The 17,344-nt window shown below is 47.8% G+C and carries 14 protein-coding genes; 12 read left to right on the forward strand and 2 right to left on the reverse strand.

Annotated elements, in window-relative coordinates; all coding sequences use genetic code 11:
• Positions 1 to 1,875 (forward strand): SLC13 family permease, encoded by a 1,875-nt coding sequence (locus tag BMY60_RS07655; RefSeq protein WP_090332651.1) that lies wholly within the window; start codon positions 1 to 3, stop codon positions 1,873 to 1,875.
• A 56-nt stretch (positions 1,876 to 1,931) separates the two neighbouring features.
• Positions 1,932 to 3,797 carry a hypothetical protein gene (locus BMY60_RS07660; RefSeq protein ID WP_143057395.1) on the forward strand — a complete coding sequence of 622 codons (1,866 nt, stop codon included), beginning with the start codon at positions 1,932 to 1,934 and terminating at the stop codon, positions 3,795 to 3,797.
• Between the two features lie 163 nt (positions 3,798 to 3,960).
• On the opposite strand, the gene BMY60_RS07665 is transcribed toward BMY60_RS07660, so the two are convergent.
• Together BMY60_RS07665 and BMY60_RS07670 are read right to left on the reverse strand one after the other, a co-directional pair.
• Positions 3,961 to 4,683: a Crp/Fnr family transcriptional regulator gene (locus BMY60_RS07665; protein ID WP_090332654.1), complete on the reverse strand. Its 723-nt coding sequence runs from the start codon at positions 4,681 to 4,683 to the stop codon at positions 3,961 to 3,963.
• An 88-nt stretch (positions 4,684 to 4,771) separates the two neighbouring features.
• The gene (locus BMY60_RS07670) at positions 4,772 to 5,926 is read right to left on the reverse strand and encodes a L,D-transpeptidase family protein (RefSeq protein ID WP_256250754.1); all 1,155 of its coding nucleotides are present in this window, start codon (positions 5,924 to 5,926) and stop codon (positions 4,772 to 4,774) included.
• A gap of 152 nt (positions 5,927 to 6,078) precedes the next feature.
• Here BMY60_RS07670 and BMY60_RS07675 point away from each other — a divergent pair, with 152 nt between their 5' ends.
• The 10 genes from BMY60_RS07675 (at position 6,079) to dnaN (ending at position 17,341) form a co-directional block, all read left to right on the forward strand.
• Positions 6,079 to 6,993 carry a 2-hydroxy-3-oxopropionate reductase gene (locus BMY60_RS07675; RefSeq protein ID WP_090332657.1) on the forward strand — a complete coding sequence of 305 codons (915 nt, stop codon included), beginning with the start codon at positions 6,079 to 6,081 and terminating at the stop codon, positions 6,991 to 6,993.
• 19 nt (positions 6,994 to 7,012) lie between these two features.
• Positions 7,013 to 8,464 (forward strand): FAD-linked oxidase C-terminal domain-containing protein, encoded by a 1,452-nt coding sequence (locus BMY60_RS07680; RefSeq protein WP_090332658.1) that lies wholly within the window; start codon positions 7,013 to 7,015, stop codon positions 8,462 to 8,464.
• 21 nt (positions 8,465 to 8,485) lie between these two features.
• Positions 8,486 to 9,562, forward strand: coding sequence for a glycolate oxidase subunit GlcE (gene glcE, locus BMY60_RS07685; protein WP_090332660.1), 1,077 nt, complete (start codon positions 8,486 to 8,488; stop codon positions 9,560 to 9,562).
• Positions 9,563 to 9,575: 13 nt separating this feature from the next.
• Positions 9,576 to 10,850 carry a glycolate oxidase subunit GlcF gene (gene glcF / locus BMY60_RS07690; protein WP_090332661.1) on the forward strand — a complete coding sequence of 425 codons (1,275 nt, stop codon included), beginning with the start codon at positions 9,576 to 9,578 and terminating at the stop codon, positions 10,848 to 10,850.
• A 76-nt stretch (positions 10,851 to 10,926) separates the two neighbouring features.
• Positions 10,927 to 12,324 carry a polynucleotide adenylyltransferase PcnB gene (gene pcnB / locus BMY60_RS07695; RefSeq protein ID WP_090332692.1) on the forward strand — a complete coding sequence of 466 codons (1,398 nt, stop codon included), beginning with the start codon at positions 10,927 to 10,929 and terminating at the stop codon, positions 12,322 to 12,324.
• A 2-nt stretch (positions 12,325 to 12,326) separates the two neighbouring features.
• Positions 12,327 to 12,836, forward strand: coding sequence for a 2-amino-4-hydroxy-6-hydroxymethyldihydropteridine diphosphokinase (gene folK, locus BMY60_RS07700; protein ID WP_090332663.1), 510 nt, complete (start codon positions 12,327 to 12,329; stop codon positions 12,834 to 12,836).
• Between the two features lie 72 nt (positions 12,837 to 12,908).
• Positions 12,909 to 13,700, forward strand: a complete 792-nt coding sequence (panB, locus tag BMY60_RS07705; protein ID WP_090332665.1) for a 3-methyl-2-oxobutanoate hydroxymethyltransferase — start codon at positions 12,909 to 12,911, stop codon at positions 13,698 to 13,700.
• 18 nt (positions 13,701 to 13,718) lie between these two features.
• Positions 13,719 to 14,549: a pantoate--beta-alanine ligase gene (gene panC, locus BMY60_RS07710; protein WP_090332666.1), complete on the forward strand. Its 831-nt coding sequence runs from the start codon at positions 13,719 to 13,721 to the stop codon at positions 14,547 to 14,549.
• 82 nt (positions 14,550 to 14,631) lie between these two features.
• Positions 14,632 to 15,996, forward strand: coding sequence for a chromosomal replication initiator protein DnaA (gene dnaA, locus BMY60_RS07715; protein ID WP_090332668.1), 1,365 nt, complete (start codon positions 14,632 to 14,634; stop codon positions 15,994 to 15,996).
• Between the two features lie 229 nt (positions 15,997 to 16,225).
• Positions 16,226 to 17,341, forward strand: coding sequence for a DNA polymerase III subunit beta (gene dnaN, locus BMY60_RS07720; RefSeq protein WP_090332670.1), 1,116 nt, complete (start codon positions 16,226 to 16,228; stop codon positions 17,339 to 17,341).
• Positions 17,342 to 17,344: the final 3 nt, after the last annotated feature.

The raw sequence follows: 17,344 nt of genomic DNA on the forward strand, positions 1-17,344 counted from the left end.
ATGCATAGCAGCCAATTCACGGCTGAACAGCTGCTGATAACCGGCATATTGCTAATAACCGCCGCTTTGTTTTTATGGGGCCGCTGGCGCCATGACATGATTGCCATCGGTACTTTGCTGGCATGTGTAATAAGCGGCCTCATCAGTTACTCAGATGCTTTTCTTGGATTTAGCCATCCCGCCGTGATTACCGTGGCGTGCATTTTAATTTTAAGTGCAGGGCTGCAATACTCGGGAGCCGTTGACTGGCTCACGCGATGGCTGTTGCCGGTTAATTCGGGACCGACATTATCAATAATTGCATTGACCTGTCTGGCCGCGGCGCTTTCCGGTTTTATGAACAACGTGGGTGCGCTGGCAATTCTGATTCCGGTTGCATTACAGATGGCGACGCGGCTGGACCTGCCTTCCGGACAAATTTTGATGCCCGTTGCTTTCGGTTCGATCCTGGGGGGAATGACCACGCTGATTGGCACGCCACCCAATCTGATTGTTTCCGGCATTCGCGCGGAAACAACTGAACTTGGCTATTTCTCTATGTTTGACTTCACCCCAGTGGGTCTGACGGTTGCAGTTATTGGCGTACTGTTTATCACCCTGTTTGGCTGGCGGCTCGTTCCGAAACGCAAACACGCGGGCTCAGAAGGCTTCGATCTTAGCGCTTACCTGACAGAGGCGCGCGTTCCTGAAGACAGCAGAGCTGTCGGCATGCGATTGCGTGAAGTCGAGGCAGCACTGGACGCGGCAGACGCGCAGGTCGTGGGCCTGGTGCGCAACGATGTCCGCGTAACACCGGCAAGCCTGAGCCGGAAAATTTATGCGAACGATATTCTGATCATCGAAGCGGAAGCACAACCGCTTGCCACCGCTTTATCCAGCCTGGGCTTGGTGCTGGAAGAAGCGAAAACGGAAGAACAAGTATCCGAAGGCGACACCGCAGAGACAAAAACAAGCGCGAAAAACGCTGCGGCACAGGACGAAAGACAGAGCGATGAAAAAGAAAACAAATCCGTTCCCGGCGAACTCATTCTGGCAGAGTATGTGGTACTGCCCGCTTCGCTGCTGGTAAACCGTTCGCCCAGAACAATCGTGCTGCGCACGCAATACGGCGTCAATTTACTGGCGTTATCGCGTACCGGAAGCCGCACCATGGCGCGCTTACGCACCATTCAATTCAAAACGGGCGACGTGTTATTGCTGCAGGGTCCACCGGATGCGCTTGCCGAGTTTGCCGAGAGTACGGGCTGTGCGCCGCTTGCTGAAAGAATCCTGCGCATTCCGGATAAACGCAAGGCTTTATTGAGCGGCCTGATCATGATGTCAGCGATTGGCATTATTGTTTCGGGTGTATTGCCACCAGCCATTGCATTCCTGTGCGGTGTACTGGCGGTAACTGCTCTGCAGATTGTGCCGTTGCGCAGCGCCTATCAAGTGATAGACTGGTCCGTTATCGTTTTACTGGCTGCACTGATACCGGTAGCAAGCGCAATGCAAAGCACGGGGATGGCGGATTTAATCGCGCGAGGATTACTCGAAAGCCTGGCTCAGGGGCATACAGTTATCGCATTGGGACTGATCCTGATCGTTACCATGACGTTATCAGATCTCATGAACAATGCAGCCACAGCCGCGGTCATGTGCCCGATTGCACTGGGCACCGCCAATCAGCTTGGCGTCAACCCCGACGCTTTTCTGATGGCTGTCGCGGTAGGCGCCTCATGCGCGTTTCTGACACCAATCGGCCATCAAAACAATACACTGATACTCGGTCCCGGCGGCTTTCGTTTCGGCGATTACTGGCGGCTGGGACTGCCGTTGGAAATTCTGGTTGTCGGCGTGAGTATTCCGATGCTTATCTGGATTTGGCCGTTATAATAGCAGGGATTTTTAGCGGCCAGCGGCTGAAAGGAAAGAATGAAAACATTGATTTCATGGTTTCAATTAACAAAATAATCAGTTTTTGGGTGTTATCACTCGGCTGGCTGGTATTTGCTTATCATGCAGGCGGGATGATTCCAGACCAGCAGTTATGGTTTGCATTGCTGATGACGCTTTTGTTCGGCATACCTTTGTATATGGCGGCGGCTTATGCGGTCACTATTCAACGTATCCACCGCGCCAATCAATTCCGCAACCTTGGCGTTTTGTACTGGTTCTTGAATAAACGGATTCTGCCTTATATCGGCTGGGCGCTCTGGACGCTTACATTTACATTTCTACTGGTGTTTTATCTGGGCGTTACACAAAAAATCGAATGGATTGTCTTTCTTTTGACCGTCCCGGTGTTTTCCTGCTTTTACGTTGTTTTTGCGCCGCTAGCGGCGCGCGAATTCAAACCTTACATTGCTCTGCACAAATCCCTGATCTGGACACGCTGGGCAACGGCACTGGCGATGGCCGCGTTTTATGTACTCTATATCAAGCTGGCAAGCAGTTATCCATCCTATACGTCGTTAACCGAAGCCATTGATTCGCGTAGCTTCGGCATCGACGGCGCAAGCCAGAGCATCCTGATACTGGAGGCTGCGCGCCTGCTCGGTTTTATTGAAGGATTGAAAGCGTACATTCTGGGTAATCTGAATTCACTCAACTCCATTATTTTTCTGACTGCAGTCTTTTTTGGCAGCGTCGTACTTTTTTACAATATCGCTCTGGCCATTTCCAGCTTTATGGTGCCTTTGTCGGAATATCGCCGCGTGCTCACGCCATTGCAAGACGTCGATATTCCTGCGCGCATTCCGCCACGTTCACTCGCTGCAGCCTCAGCGCTGGTGACTTTTTTTATGCTGTTTATTTACGTACCGTCAACTGTATATATGGACGCCTGGTTGCGTTCAACACCCGGGGTTGTCGAGCATTTGCAGAAAACACAAGTTGTTGTTACTGAAAAAATCGAATCGTTGGAAAAAATCGGTGACGATTACTACAAACCGGGCACCATCGCGCAAGCGCGGCAGGCTTACCTTGACGTTGTTCACGAGCTTGAGGCATCGATTCACCGGCTCAGAAAAACCACGGATCAGAGTTTTATGCTGATGGCGCAAAATGTGGACGACTATCTCGACTGGTATTACAGCTTGCCCGGAGAATATGAACGTATCGTAGCGCTGGCTACCGGAAAGCTTGAAAGCTGGATGATTGAGAGACTCGAAGCCTACCTGATGCAGGGCAATGCATTCGGTCCCGTGCAGCAATCCATTGAAGATGCATTGCGCAAGAATGAACAGCTGCGTTCAGAATATCTGGAAAAGATCAACACAATACTGGCTGAAAACCAGATCAAACCAGATACGCAACAACCTGAAATCATTCAATATTCTCCACTTGATGCTATCAAGGAACCGCCCAGCAACAGTGTAATCGTCAATCTGGAGAGCCGTTTGCTGATTTCAGGCGGTATCGGTGCGGCTGGTGCAATTACCGGTGCGATTGCCGGAAAAGTCACCGGAAAAGTCATTGCCAAAGGCGCAATCAGTCTGGGTGCCAAGGCATTGGTTAAAGTCGCCGCTGGCAAGGCGGCCAGCGTGCTCGGCGGTGCAGCGGCTGGTGCAGCCAGCGGTGCAGCCATCGGTTCCGTTTTCCCAGGTGTTGGCACCGCGATCGGTGCTGCTCTCGGCGGTATCATCGGCGGCATTTCCATCGGCCTTGGCGTTGAGCATCTGTTGCTGAAACTGGAAGAGCACTATTCGCGCGATGAATTTAAAAAACAAATTCTTGACGCAATTGACGAAGCACGGCAGGAATTTGAAGAATCACTCGGCTTGCAAGATCATGATTCAGATCCAAACGCATATTGAAGCAGGAAATAACGACTCTTCCGAAAGCGGATTTAGAACAGCTGAGTCCAGACTGAAGAATGAAGCGCATATTATGCCAAGAAAAAACAAATATGCGCAATCAACGCACAGTTAGCGCTACTAACGTCGAAACGGCAGCTACGGATAGTTTTTCAACAGCCCGCTAAATATTCCCGCGCACCATATTGACCATATCCACCAGCTTGGCGATATCGAGAATATGTAAATCATGCCCTTGGCGCAAAACAACTTTTTTTTTGGCCAAACCGCTTAGTTCGCGCGTCACAGCCTCGCGGTGCGTACTGACCAGGTTCGCAATTTCAAAATGCGTCGGCGCCGGTGAAATCACAGCGGTATTGGGTCCGGTCATATTTTTTCTGGCGATACGTAATAACTCGGCTTGTATCCGGTTACTGACGGCAAGCGTACTGAAATCGTAAACGCGGTCAGTCAGTCTGCGCACTTCGCCTGTCAAACGCTTTAAAATGGCCTCGGCAACACAACGATTTGAAAAAATAATCTCCATAAAATCGGTTGCCGTCATTGATGCCAATAACGTACTTGTTTTCGCAAGAACGGTCGCCGAACGCGACCGGCCATCAATCGCAGTCAGTTCACCGAATATTTCGCCTGCCGGTAAATCACACAAAATCACTTCATGGCCTGAAAGGGAATGATAAACGACGCGGATTTCTCCTTGCGCGATAAAAAACACGCTATTCGAACAATCATGAAAACGAATGATTTCTTCGTTTTCATCATACCGGTGCCAATGACAGACATTGGCAATTTCAATCAGATCAGAAGAAGACAGCGCATGAAATTCCCGAATAGCTGAAAGCATCGCGCATGCCCGTTCAACAGAAATTTGCCGCAAGTTTGGCATCTGTTTTTCCCCTCCCGCAGGATTGCCGCAACAATTTAATCAAATTTGAATATTATATTTCCCGATTCAATTCGATACAAAAAACGATTTATTGAACCTGCCCGGATTCCTGTATTTCTGCCGTGGTAAAGTTTTTATTGAAATCCTCCGCCCATGTTGCGTTGAACGGCAAGGTGTTTTGTACATGCAAAGCCTGCTCCAAATACCTTTGCAGTGACAGTTCCGTTTTCGTAACCGGGACAGCGGTTGAACGCGGATTGTAAGTTACTTCATTGAGTAAATTCTCGTTGAGCGTTTGATGAGGACGCGCGTTGATTTGCCCCTTCAGCGCAGAACGCGTTTTCCGCATTGATTTGACGAACAGTTTGTCATGATTGCGCTGGTCGTCTTCCAGCACAGGGTAGACCTGTATATACAACTGACTGCCACGCCAGCCAACCATTCGGGGTTGATTAACCACGCGTACCGGCGTACCGATGGCAACCTCATTAAACAAGCCGATGATATCTTCCGGATACATACGGATACACCCGAAGCTGCCACGCAGTCCTATGCTTGGCGGTTTATTGGTACCATGAATGGCATAAGCCGGCCAGGCCAGTCTTAATACATGCGTACCCATTGGATTGTCCGGACCAGGCGGAACGGCAGCAGGCAGCGGATTACCGTTTTTGGCATACTCCCTGTGAATCGATGATGTTGGCCGCCAGACTGGATTTTCGTCTTTGACGGTAATCCGGGTTGCGCCTTCCGGCGTTTTCCATTGCACACGCCCGATACCAACCGGGTGAGTGATTACCTTCTGCAGCTTTCCGTCCTCAGCTTTTGGAAAATAAAACAGCCGCATTGCTGCCAGGTTGATAACAATTCCTTCACGCGGCGCATCCGGCAAAATAAACTGAGTGGGAATAATGATTCGAGTACCTGCTCCAGGCAGCCATGGATCAACGTCAGGATTGGCGTTAACGATCTCTTCATACCCCAGATTGAACCTTCTCGCAATATCTGAAAGCGTATCTTCGTGCCTGGCGGTAACGACCTGGATGCTGCCAATCACATCATCACGGAAAGGATCGAAACTGAATTCATGGGTTGCCAAAGGCATCGGCAGTGTATTTACAGCCGAAACAGATTCATCCGCCAACCGCGACAAAAATGACTGGCATCCACTCAACAGCAAAATGCCGAGCAGCCACATTACGCCATACCACCAGTCACGCATTAACCGCGAATTAATTGTCATCATTTTATTATCTAGGAATAGCGCTCACCTTAAATTTACAGCGTTTCGCATAACATCACAATACAGGCACGCGCATACAGACAACTTTTGTGAATATCTTTATACTAATTAACAACAAACAACTGCTTTTTAACAGTACTCAAAACAGACCTATGGCAAAAATCGGTTTTATCGGTCTTGGCATCATGGGAAAACCCATGGCATGGCACCTGCTCCAAAGCGAACATACCGTATTTCTTCACACACGCAGTGGCATACCGGACGACTGCATAGCTAATGGCGGCATCGCATGTGCAACACCGATGGAAGTGGCACGGCAAGCGGATATGATTATTACGATGTTGCCCGATACGCCGGATGTGGAGGCTGTGTTGTTTGGTGAGAACGGTATTGCTGCCGGATTGCGGGCTGACTCCGGTCAGCTAGCAACACGCCGCGTCGTCATTGATATGAGCACAATTTCACCACTGGCAACACGTACATTTGCATCAAAAGTCAATGACATCGGTCATGATTATGTCGACGCGCCTGTTTCAGGCGGCGATATCGGCGCACAAAACGCTGCGTTAACCATTATGGCCGGTGCGGAAAAAGCGGTCTTCGAACGTGTCAAACCTGTACTCGAATTAATGGGAAAACAGGTGACCCTGATCGGTGGAAACGGCGCGGGACAAATCTGTAAAATTGCCAATCAGATTATTGTTTCCTTAACCATTGAAGCAGTGGGTGAAGCACTTTTGTTTGTCTCCAGAGCCGGCGCCGATCCTCAAAAAGTGCGCGAGGCATTGATGGGCGGCTTCGCCGGATCGCGCGTGCTGGAGGTTCACGGCAAACGGATGATTGAACGCCGTTTTGATCCGGGATTCAAAATTGAATTGCAGCAAAAAGACCTGGACATTGTCCTTGCGAGCGCTTCGGCGCTTGGTATCGCCTTGCCCAATACAGCAACGGTTCATGAGCTGTATAATGCCTGCATCGCGCATGACGGCGCAAAATGGGATAATTCGGCTATAGTAAAAATGCTGGAAAAGCTGGCAAATCATGAAATAACAAAAAATACAGAATAATCTTTTTTCCACTATACACATGTCAACCAATTTGATTAACAAGCTGCGTGCAATCTTACCTGCAGATGCCGTTTTGCACGAAACGGAAGACCTCAAACCCTATGAATGCGACGGTCTATCGGCTTACCGGCAAACGCCCATGATCGTTGTGCTGCCACAAACGCAATCGCAAATCGCCCAGATTTTGCAACTGTGTCATGCTACGCAGACGCCCGTTGTTGCACGTGGCGCTGGTACCGGCCTTTCAGGCGGCGCACTGCCGCATGCCAAAGGCGTATTAGTGTCGCTGGCAAAATTAAACCGCATTCTGGAAATTGACCCGCTCACGCGCACGGCACGGGTTCAACCGGGTGTCAGAAATATAGCCATCAGCGATGCGGCCAGGCCGCATGGTTTATATTACGCTCCCGATCCGTCATCGCAGATCGCCTGTTCAATCGGCGGCAATGTTGCAGAGAACTCCGGTGGCGTACATTGTCTGAAATACGGTTTGACCGTGCACAATATTCTCAAACTGCGTATGCTTACTATAGATGGTGAAAGCCTGGAAATAGGCAGTGACGGTCTGGACAGCCCGGGCTATGATCTGCTTGCATTGATGACAGGCAGTGAAGGAATGCTTGGAATCGTAACCGAGATTACTGTCAGATTGATACCTGTTCCTGAAAAGGCTCAGCTCGTTATGGCAACTTTTGAAGATGTTCAAAAAGCAGGCCAGGCAGTAGCCAATGTCATAGCTGCAGGTATTATTCCAGCCGGCATGGAAATGATGGACAAAATCACGATTCATGCCGTCGAAGCATTTTTGCATGCCGGCTACGATTTAAGTGCCGAAGCGATTCTGCTGTGTGAGTCGGACGGCACCGCCGAAGAGGTTGCCGACGAAATCGAACGCATTCAAACCATCATGAAATCCAGCGGCGCAACCCGAATCACCACATCGCAGAACGAGGTGGAACGGCTGCGTCTGTGGGCTGGTCGCAAGGCTGCTTTCCCTGCTGCCGGCCGGGTCTCGCCGGATTACTACTGTATGGACGGCACCATCCCAAGAAAACATCTGGCAAATGTGCTAAAAGGCATTGAAACGCTGTCACGTAAATACGACTTGCGCTGTATGAATGTATTTCATGCCGGTGACGGCAATCTGCATCCGTTGATTCTGTACGACGCCAATATCCCGGGTGAACTGGAAAAAACCGAGGAATTCGGTGCAAAAATTCTGGAAATGTGTATTCATGCCGGCGGCACGATCACCGGTGAGCATGGCGTCGGCATGGAAAAAATCAATCAGATGTGCACTCAGTTCACGCCTGATGAGCTAAGCCTGTTTCACGGTATCAAAGCGGCTTTTGATCCACAGCAACTGCTAAACCCGGGCAAAGCCGTGCCGACATTGCATCGTTGTGCGGAACTTGGTGCCATGCATGTACACAGCGGCTCGGAAAAATTTTCTGATTTACCCCGTTTTTGAATTTAATTTCGCCGGTTATCTATGCAACAAGTCCTTATCGATCAATTCTCGGCAACCATACGCGCAGCAGCAGAAAACAGCCAGCCGCTGAACATACGAAGCGGGGGCAGCAAGTCTTTTTACGGTAATCCGGCCTCAGAGCAGGCACAGATACTGGATGTTTCACCGTATCAAGGCATTATTGATTATGAACCGACCGAGCTTGTCATCACTGCGCGCGCAGGCACGCCATTGACAGACATTGAGTCGCTGTTGCATCAACACAAACAGATGCTGGCATTCGAACCGCCCCATTTTGCTGATACCGCCACGCTCGGCGGATGCATAGCTGCCGGACTATCCGGTCCGCGCCGCGCATCAACCGGTGCCGCACGGGATTTTGTGCTCGGTGTTCGCATACTTGATGGCACCGGACACGACCTGCATTTTGGCGGACAAGTAATGAAAAATGTAGCCGGCTACGATGTGTCCCGTCTGATGGTCGGCGCAATGGGCACACTCGGCATTTTGCTTGAAATTTCACTCAAAGTGCTACCGCTACCGGTTGTAGAACAGACCGTTTGTCTGGAAATAAACGAGGCGGAAGCGATTGAATATATGAATCGCTGGGCAGGCAGGCCATTGCCTATTTCCGCAACCTGCTATATCAACGGGCAACTGTATATGCGCTTATCCGGCGCAGAATCAGCTGTTCGCGCCGCTCAGACGCAACTCGGCGGCGAAATATACCCGGCAGGCGATGCTTTTTGGAAATCGGTGCGCGAACACGCGCACGATTTTTTTAAACCGGCGGTATCGCTGTGGCGCCTGTCGGTCAAATCCACCACACCGCCTCTATTGTTTCCACAGACAAAACAATTGATAGAGTGGAACGGCGCGTTACGCTGGATCAATTGTCAGGAAAAACAAACTGCCGGTTCCATACGTCTGGCAGCGCAAAAAACCGGCGGTCACGCCACGCTTTTCCGCAACCACACCAGCGCTGCGCCGGTATTTCAGCCGCTCAATCCGGCGCTGGCCGGTATTCACCAACGGTTGAAGCAACAGTTCGATCCTGCCGGCATACTGAACCCGGGCCGTCTTTATCCAGAATTTTAAAATTACTCTACGCATGCAAACTCGACTCGCCGATTTCATTAAAAACTCTCCGCAAGGAAAAGAAGCAGACGCAATCCTGCGCAGCTGCGTGCATTGCGGGTTCTGTCTGGCCACCTGCCCGACTTACCAACTGCTTGGCGACGAACTCGACAGTCCGCGCGGGCGCATTTATCTAATGAAGCAGATGCTCGAAGGTCAACCAGTCAGCCAAAAAACACAACTGCACCTGGACCGTTGTCTGACTTGCCGCGCATGCGAAACCACTTGCCCATCCGGCGTGCACTATGCTGAACTGGTCGACATCAGTCGCGATTTAGTCGAAAAACAGGTAACAAGACCCGTTGGAAAAAATTTGCTGCGCTATCTGTTGCGCAGGATTTTGCCGAATCCGCTGCTGTTTAGGCCCCTGATCAAAACCGGGCAGTTCGTACGCCCGCTGTTACCTGCAAGTTTGAAAAAAAAAGTTCCGGTAACAAGTAAATCCGGCCGGCAATGGCCAACAACGCGTCATAAACGTAAAATGATAGTGCTCGACGGCTGCGTACAGCCGACACTGTCGCCCAACATCAATCCTGCTGCCGCCCGTATTCTGGATACCCTTGGCATTTCATTGATCCGGTCTGCACAAGCCGGCTGCTGTGGCGCACTTGCTTACCATTTGAACGCACAAGCTGAAGGTATGGGTGCCATGCGCAAAAATATCGATGCCTGGTGGCCCTATATCGTACGTAATGAAATTGAAGCCATCGTCATGACAGCAAGCGGCTGCGGCGTCACAGTCAAGGAATACGGTCATATCCTGCGCCACGATCCGGCTTATGCAGACAAAGCCGCGCGCATCTCAACCATTACCAGAGATATTGGCGAGATTCTGGCAAACGAGCGGGAAACACTCGAGCCGTTGTTGAGAAAGCACAAAACCGGTTCAGTTGGTACCAGGCTTGCGTTTCATTCTCCGTGTACACTTCAGCACGGCCAGCAAATCCGCAACCAGGCGGAGCAAATTCTGCGATCCGCCGGCTTTCAACTCACCAGCGTGCCCGACAGTCATTTGTGCTGCGGTTCCGCAGGGACCTATTCCATACTGCAACCTGAACTGTCGCAGCAATTGCTTCAAAATAAGGTGACCGCTCTCGAATCCGAACAACCGGAAAAAATCGCAACCGCCAATATCGGTTGTCTGACACATTTGCAAAGCGGCACGGCTCTGCCGGTCAAGCACTGGATTGAAGTGCTGGATGAGCAATTGTTCAATCAATATACAACGAAATCATCACGCCTTACCTGACAAATTCAAGCCCTGCACGCCAATTCTTCATACGACTCAGTGTATAATCCACTGCAGGTGTTTTTTGTATTTTGCAATGATCCGAAAATTTTTCAATCAAGTTTTCAAACGAAACGCGATAACTCACACTGCTGATGCGCAGCTACGCATAATACCGTCTGGCAAGCACGGGATAAACCGCAATCTGATTAGTCCATGCGCACTAAAAGTGGCACATGGACTGCAAAAAGCCAGTTTTTCGGCATACATCGTAGGCGGTGCTGTCAGAGACCTGTTGCTCGAACTCAAACCAAAAGATTTTGACATCGCCACGAGTGCAACACCCGAACAAGCCCGCGCATTGTTCAGACGTTCCCGAATTATTGGCAGGCGCTTTCGTTTGTTGCATGTCATGTGCGGAAACGATACAGTAGAGGTGTCCACATTTCGTGGCCCACTGCCCGACGATAATGCTGTATCCAAAATAAAAAACTATATCGATCAACATGGAAGACTGCTGCGTGATAATGTTTTTGGCAGCCAGGAAGAAGATGCCGTACGGCGCGATTTCACACTGAATGCCCTTTTTTATGACCCATTCAGCGAAGAAATTCACGATTATCTCGATGGTTATGCCGATCTCAAAGCCAAAACACTGCGTATCATTGGCGATCCAGTAACCCGCTATCGGGAAGATCCCGTGCGCATGCTCAGAGCAGTACGGCTGGCGGCCAAACTGGATATGCAGATTGATCCCAGTACAGCAGAACCCATAGGCGATCTGGCACCGTTGCTGCAAAACGTACCCCCTGCACGCTTATTTGATGAAATGCTCAAGTTGTTACTATCGGGACACGCTCTCCCATGTGTTGTCGATCTGCGTCAACGCGGTCTGCATCATGGGCTGTTACCAATGTTGGATGTTATTCTGGAACAGCCGTTGGGAGAACGTTTCATCACGCTTGCGCTAAAAAATACTGACGAGCGAATTCAACAGAATAAGCATGTATCGCCAGCTTTCTTATTTGCCGCATTGTTATGGCACGAAGTGCTGGCAGCCTGGAACAGCTACAAGAATTCAGGCGAACAGTCGCTCACCGCGCTGTACCAGGCGATTGATGATGTGCTGTCCAGTCAACAAAAAAATATTGCTATTCCGCGCCGTTTCTGTTCCGCTATTACGGAAATCTGGTCGATGCAGCCGCGGTTCGAATCCCTCGTTGGACGTAAGCCGCTCCGGCTGGTTTCTCACCCGCGTTTTCGGGCCGCTTACGACTTCATGCTGCTGCGCAATGAAAGCGGAGAAATGGATCCAGAATTAGCAACATGGTGGAAGCGTTTTGTCGCCGCAGATCCGGATAATCGGGAAAAATTAATTCCCAAGCCGGCTTCAACCAGAAAACGTAAAAAACGCACTCGCCGTAAACCAGCTTCAGACGCAGCTTCCGCAAAACAAACCCCGGCTTCTGCCGGCAAAGAGAAACCCGCATCCTGACAATGTCCCAAAACAACACGCAATACACCGCAACAGCTTATATTGCCCTGGGCAGTAATCTTGACAATCCGCACAAGCAGATAAATTCCGCCTGTGAAGAAATTGACGCACTACCCGGTATGTCTTTAATACAACATTCTTCACTGTATCAAAGCGCGCCCATCGCACAACAGGTGCAGCCTGACTATATCAATGCAGTAGCGAAAATCGATACCGCATTGATGCCAGCCGAGCTACTCAATGCATTATTAATCATTGAGCGCAAGCATGGACGCAAGCGCACGTTTCGCAATGCACCACGTACCCTCGATCTGGATATTCTGCTTTATAACACGTTGCAATTAAACAGCGAAAATTTGACGATACCGCATCCGCGCATGACGCAGCGCGCGTTTGTACTTTACCCATTAATGGAAATCGCGCCGGACTGCTGCATTCCGGGACATGGTAAAATCAACCAGCTGATTGCCGCATGTTCCAATCAAATTATTACGCGGCTGGATTTTTCCTGATAATACGATTTTTCTGTTTCAAAAAAGATCATTTCCCTTGTCAATGGAATACCCGATAATCAAGCTATCCACATGAGAACCTCCATCAGTACTTTACTAAAACTGTACCAGAATGGTGAAAAATTTACCGTACTGACTTGTTACGATGCAATTTTTTCCCGATTGCTCGAGGCATGCGGCGTTGACGTTCTGCTGGTAGGCGATTCATTGGGAAATGTCGTTCAGGGAGAAGACACAACACTGCCTGTTACGCTGGATCATATGATTTATCACACGCGCTGTGTTGCACGCGGTGCTGAAAAAGCTTTTATCATGACAGATATGCCCTTTGGCACTGCACAGTTATCGCCCGAGCGCGCATTTGAAAATGCATGCCAAATCATGGCAGCAGGCGCCCAAATGGTTAAAATAGAGGGTGGTCACATTATGACAGACACAACTCAATTTTTAACACAGCGCGGCATACCGGTATGCGCACATATCGGCCTCACACCACAGTCAATTCACCAATTGGGCGGCTATAAAATTCAGGGAAATACAGAAATAACGGCAAACCGGTTAATAGACGAGGCAAAGGTACTTGAAAAATCAGGCGCGGCAATGTTATTGATGGAGCTAGTACCAGCACCGCTCGCAAAACAAATCACTGCAACGGTATCAATTCCTACGATCGGTATCGGTGCAGGTGCAGATTGCACGGCGCAAGTGCTTGTCTTATATGACATGCTCGGGTTGTATCAGGGTAATAAAGCAAAATTTATCAAAGACTTCATGGTTGAATCCAGTAATATTCAGGATGCAGTGCGTAACTATGTCAAAGCGGTTAAAACAGGGCAGTTTCCCGACAAAATCCACGAATTTTAATAACAGTCCATTTTAAAATTGAAAATTGTCGAAACCATAGCAGCGCTGCGCAGCACGCTGAAAAATGTACAACATATTGCTTTTGTACCAACAATGGGTAATCTGCACGCTGGACATTTGGCGCTGGTTGAAAAAGCAAAAAAAAAATCTGATTTTGTTGTCGTCAGTATTTTTGTCAATCCACTCCAGTTTTTACCCAGCGAAGACTTCAATCAATATCCCCGTTCCATGGAAGCAGATTGCAAGCTGTTACGTAGTCTGGATGTGGATTTAGTTTTTGCGCCCGATGAAAAAAATCTTTTCCCCGTTCAGCAGGAAATCCTGCTGCAGCTACCCGCAGTCGCCGACACGCTTGAAGGTATATTCCGTCCACGATTTTTTCAAGGTGTAGCCACAATCGTATTAAAATTTTTTAATATTATTCAACCAGATATAGCAATTTTTGGCAAAAAGGACTACCAACAGCTGCATATTATTCGATTAATGGTGCAACAACTCAATTTTCCGATTAAAATCCTGGATACGGAAATTATTCGTGCAGCGGATGGTCTTGCACTAAGCTCCCGTAATCAATATTTGAACGGACCCGAACGCCAAGAGGCCTGTCATCTGTACCAGGCATTAAATACTATCGTTGGCGAAACAGCATCCGGTCAGCGCGACTTTTTGCTATTAGAGAAAAAAGCTGTTGAATATCTTTCAGGAAGAGGTTGGCAAGTTGACTATATTTCCATTGTTAATCGGCAAACCCTGTTACCCGCCTGTACTGATGATCAGCAACTTGCCGTACTTGCAGCTGCCAGAATTGGAACAACCAGGTTAATAGATAACGTTGAATTTACTTGTTGACTGAAACCGGTCACTATGCAAAAAACTTTTCTTTTAAAACAGTTCATGCCGGATACCGATTAATTTTAATAATAGTTGAATCATGCAGTCATTTAGTACTTTTTGGTTATCTTGTCTTGAACATTTTAGAAATGAATTGAATGCGCAACAGTTCAACACCTGGATCAAACCTTTACATCTTGAAGGAAACACCCATGAAAACGGAATCGAGGTCGTGATCGTTGCGCCCAACCGTTTTGTGTTGCAATGGGTTCAGGAAAATTTTATCACCCATATTCAAAGCATTGCGAAAGCGCATTTTGAAAGAGAAATTCAGTTTCAGCTGAAAATTGCGGATCCTGCAAAGGTCGAGCGAAAACCCATCAAGGTTGAAAAAAAAACGCCTGTTCCAGTACATTCTGAACGGCCCAAAGCCAGCAAAAAAACATCGAGCCAACTCAATCCCAATTTCACTTTCGATAATTTTGTCACTGGAAAAGCCAACCAGCTAGCCCGTGCAGGTGCTATTCAGGTGGCCGAATCACCCGGTATCGCCTATAACCCGCTCTTTATTTATGGTGGCGTCGGTCTCGGTAAAACCCATCTGATTCAAGCCATCGGCAATTTGATTCATGAAAGCAATAAGCAGACGAAAATCCGCTATGTACATGCGGAAAAATACGTCTCTGACGTTGTCAATGCCTATCAACATAAATCATTCGATCAGTTCAAGCTTTATTATCATTCACTGGATCTTTTACTCGTTGACGATGTACAGTTCTTCGGTGGAAAAAACCGAACCCAGGAGGAATTCTTTTACGCCTTTAATGCACTTATTGAGGCCCATAAACAAGTGATCATTACCTGCGACTCCTATCCCAAAGAGATTTCTGGTCTAGAAGAGCGGCTGGTATCACGTTTTGGCTGGGGTTTAACAGTAGCCATTGAGCCGCCGGAACTGGAAATGCGGGTCGCCATTCTTATCAAAAAAGCAGAACAGGAAGAACTAAAACTCGATGAAAATGTTGCTTTTTTCATTGCAAAATATATTCGCTCAAATGTCCGGGAACTGGAAGGGGCGTTGAAACGGGTCATGGCTTTTTCCCGATTTGTCGAACAGGACATCACGCTTGAAATCGCCAAAGAAGCGTTGAAAGACCTGCTCGCTGTGCAAAACCGGCAAATTTCAATCGAAAACATTCAAAAAACAGTTGCAGATTACTATAAAATAAAAGTATCTGAAATATATTCGAAAAAAAGGTCTCGCATTGTGGCCAGGCCCCGTCAAATGGCGATGGCTATTGCCAAGGAACTGACAACGCTCAGTCTGCCCGATATCGGCGAAGCATTTGGCGGACGCGATCATACAACGGTACTTCATGGTCATCGTAAAATTAACGCGTTACGCGCATCCGATCCCGCAATTAATCGTGATTACAATACACTGATACATATTTTACGCGGGTAAATAAAAAGAAAATTCAAATATGTCCGAAAACCTTGTTGATAACTCTTTAATAAACTGTGAATAACCGACCAGTTAAATAATTTTTTTATGTTATCCACAAACTATTCACCGTATTACCCGCCTGTTATACAATGGTTATTATAGCCACAATTTATTGATTACTAAAGAATAGTTATAGCTATTCACGTTTTTTTAGCAGCTTATTAGCTATTATCAAATATTTATTTAAATGATATTAATCAAAACAAACCGGGATAATCTGATCAAACCACTGCAGATGGTCGCCGGTATTGTAGAAAAACGGCAGACATTTCCTATCCTGTCGAATGTACTGATTGAAAACAACGAAGGTACGGTTCGCTTTCTGACATCTGATTCGGAAATGCAGATCGAAACAACTTCTACGGTTAAAAAAGGAAAAAATCAGAATTTTTCACTGACAGTTTCTGTAAAAAAACTGCTGGACATTCTTCGATCACTTGATCCTGATGCCGAAGTTTCATTCCTAAAAAAGGATGAAAAGCTGCAGATTAAATCGGGTAATAGCCAATTCAGTCTGCAAATGCTACCTGCCGGGGATTTCCCCACCATCACAGAGGATAATGAATCGACTGCAGTAATCTCTTTGCCACAAAATACACTCAGAAACCTGTTGAACAATGTTCAATATGCCATTGCAGAACAGGACATCCGCTATTTTTTAAATGGGGTTTTACTGTCAGTAGAAAATGGCGAATTAATCACTGTAGGGACAGATACACACCGGCTGGCGTTTGCTTCGACGCAGATACAATCGAACGAAGTCAATTTGTCGGTAATTTTACCGCGCAAAACCGTTATCGAACTGCTCAAACTCCTTAAAGATGACAAAACACCTGTCAGTATAGAAATATTTTCAAAGAGAGTCATACTATCATTTTCAAATATTGTATTACTTTCGAAAGTAATTGATGGAAAATATCCCAATTTTAACCGTGCTATACCGACTCAAAACGATAAAACTTTCGATCTTGACCGTCTTTCGTTTCTGCATGTATTGCAGCGTGTTTCCATTCTTTCAAATTCAAACGAATTACTTAAAGGCGTACGTTTGCTCATCAGCAACGAAAAACTCGGTGTTATTTGTAAAAATACAGAACAGGAGGAAGCATTTGATGAAATTGCCATAATCTATAGTGACAATGATATTGACTACAGCCTGAATATCACCTATCTCACCGATCTTTTGAATCATGTATCGGTGGATACGATTCGTTTTGCGTTTTCCGATGCTGCATCCAGCGTTTTAATCACAATTCCTGGGCGGGATGATTTTAAGTATGTCATCATGCCCATGCGAATATAATCT

The organism is Nitrosomonas sp. Nm51, from assembly GCF_900111165.1.
GTDB lineage: Bacteria > Pseudomonadota > Gammaproteobacteria > Burkholderiales > Nitrosomonadaceae > Nitrosomonas.

Excerpts from the sequence above, each read along its gene's own strand:
- BMY60_RS07655 (WP_090332651.1), top strand. The coding sequence starts at position 1 with ATGCATAGCAGCCAATTCACGGCTGAACAGCTGCTGATAACCGGCATA.
- BMY60_RS07660 (WP_143057395.1), top strand. The coding sequence starts at position 1,932 with ATGGTTTCAATTAACAAAATAATCAGTTTTTGGGTGTTATCACTCGGC.
- BMY60_RS07665 (WP_090332654.1), bottom strand. The coding sequence starts at position 4,683 with ATGCCAAACTTGCGGCAAATTTCTGTTGAACGGGCATGCGCGATGCTT.
- BMY60_RS07670 (WP_256250754.1), bottom strand. The coding sequence starts at position 5,926 with ATGACAATTAATTCGCGGTTAATGCGTGACTGGTGGTATGGCGTAATG.
- BMY60_RS07675 (WP_090332657.1), top strand. The coding sequence starts at position 6,079 with ATGGCAAAAATCGGTTTTATCGGTCTTGGCATCATGGGAAAACCCATG.
- BMY60_RS07680 (WP_090332658.1), top strand. The coding sequence starts at position 7,013 with ATGTCAACCAATTTGATTAACAAGCTGCGTGCAATCTTACCTGCAGAT.
- glcE (WP_090332660.1), top strand. The coding sequence starts at position 8,486 with ATGCAACAAGTCCTTATCGATCAATTCTCGGCAACCATACGCGCAGCA.
- glcF (WP_090332661.1), top strand. The coding sequence starts at position 9,576 with ATGCAAACTCGACTCGCCGATTTCATTAAAAACTCTCCGCAAGGAAAA.
- pcnB (WP_090332692.1), top strand. The coding sequence starts at position 10,927 with ATGATCCGAAAATTTTTCAATCAAGTTTTCAAACGAAACGCGATAACT.
- folK (WP_090332663.1), top strand. The coding sequence starts at position 12,327 with ATGTCCCAAAACAACACGCAATACACCGCAACAGCTTATATTGCCCTG.
- panB (WP_090332665.1), top strand. The coding sequence starts at position 12,909 with ATGAGAACCTCCATCAGTACTTTACTAAAACTGTACCAGAATGGTGAA.
- dnaA (WP_090332668.1), top strand. The coding sequence starts at position 14,632 with ATGCAGTCATTTAGTACTTTTTGGTTATCTTGTCTTGAACATTTTAGA.
- dnaN (WP_090332670.1), top strand. The coding sequence starts at position 16,226 with ATGATATTAATCAAAACAAACCGGGATAATCTGATCAAACCACTGCAG.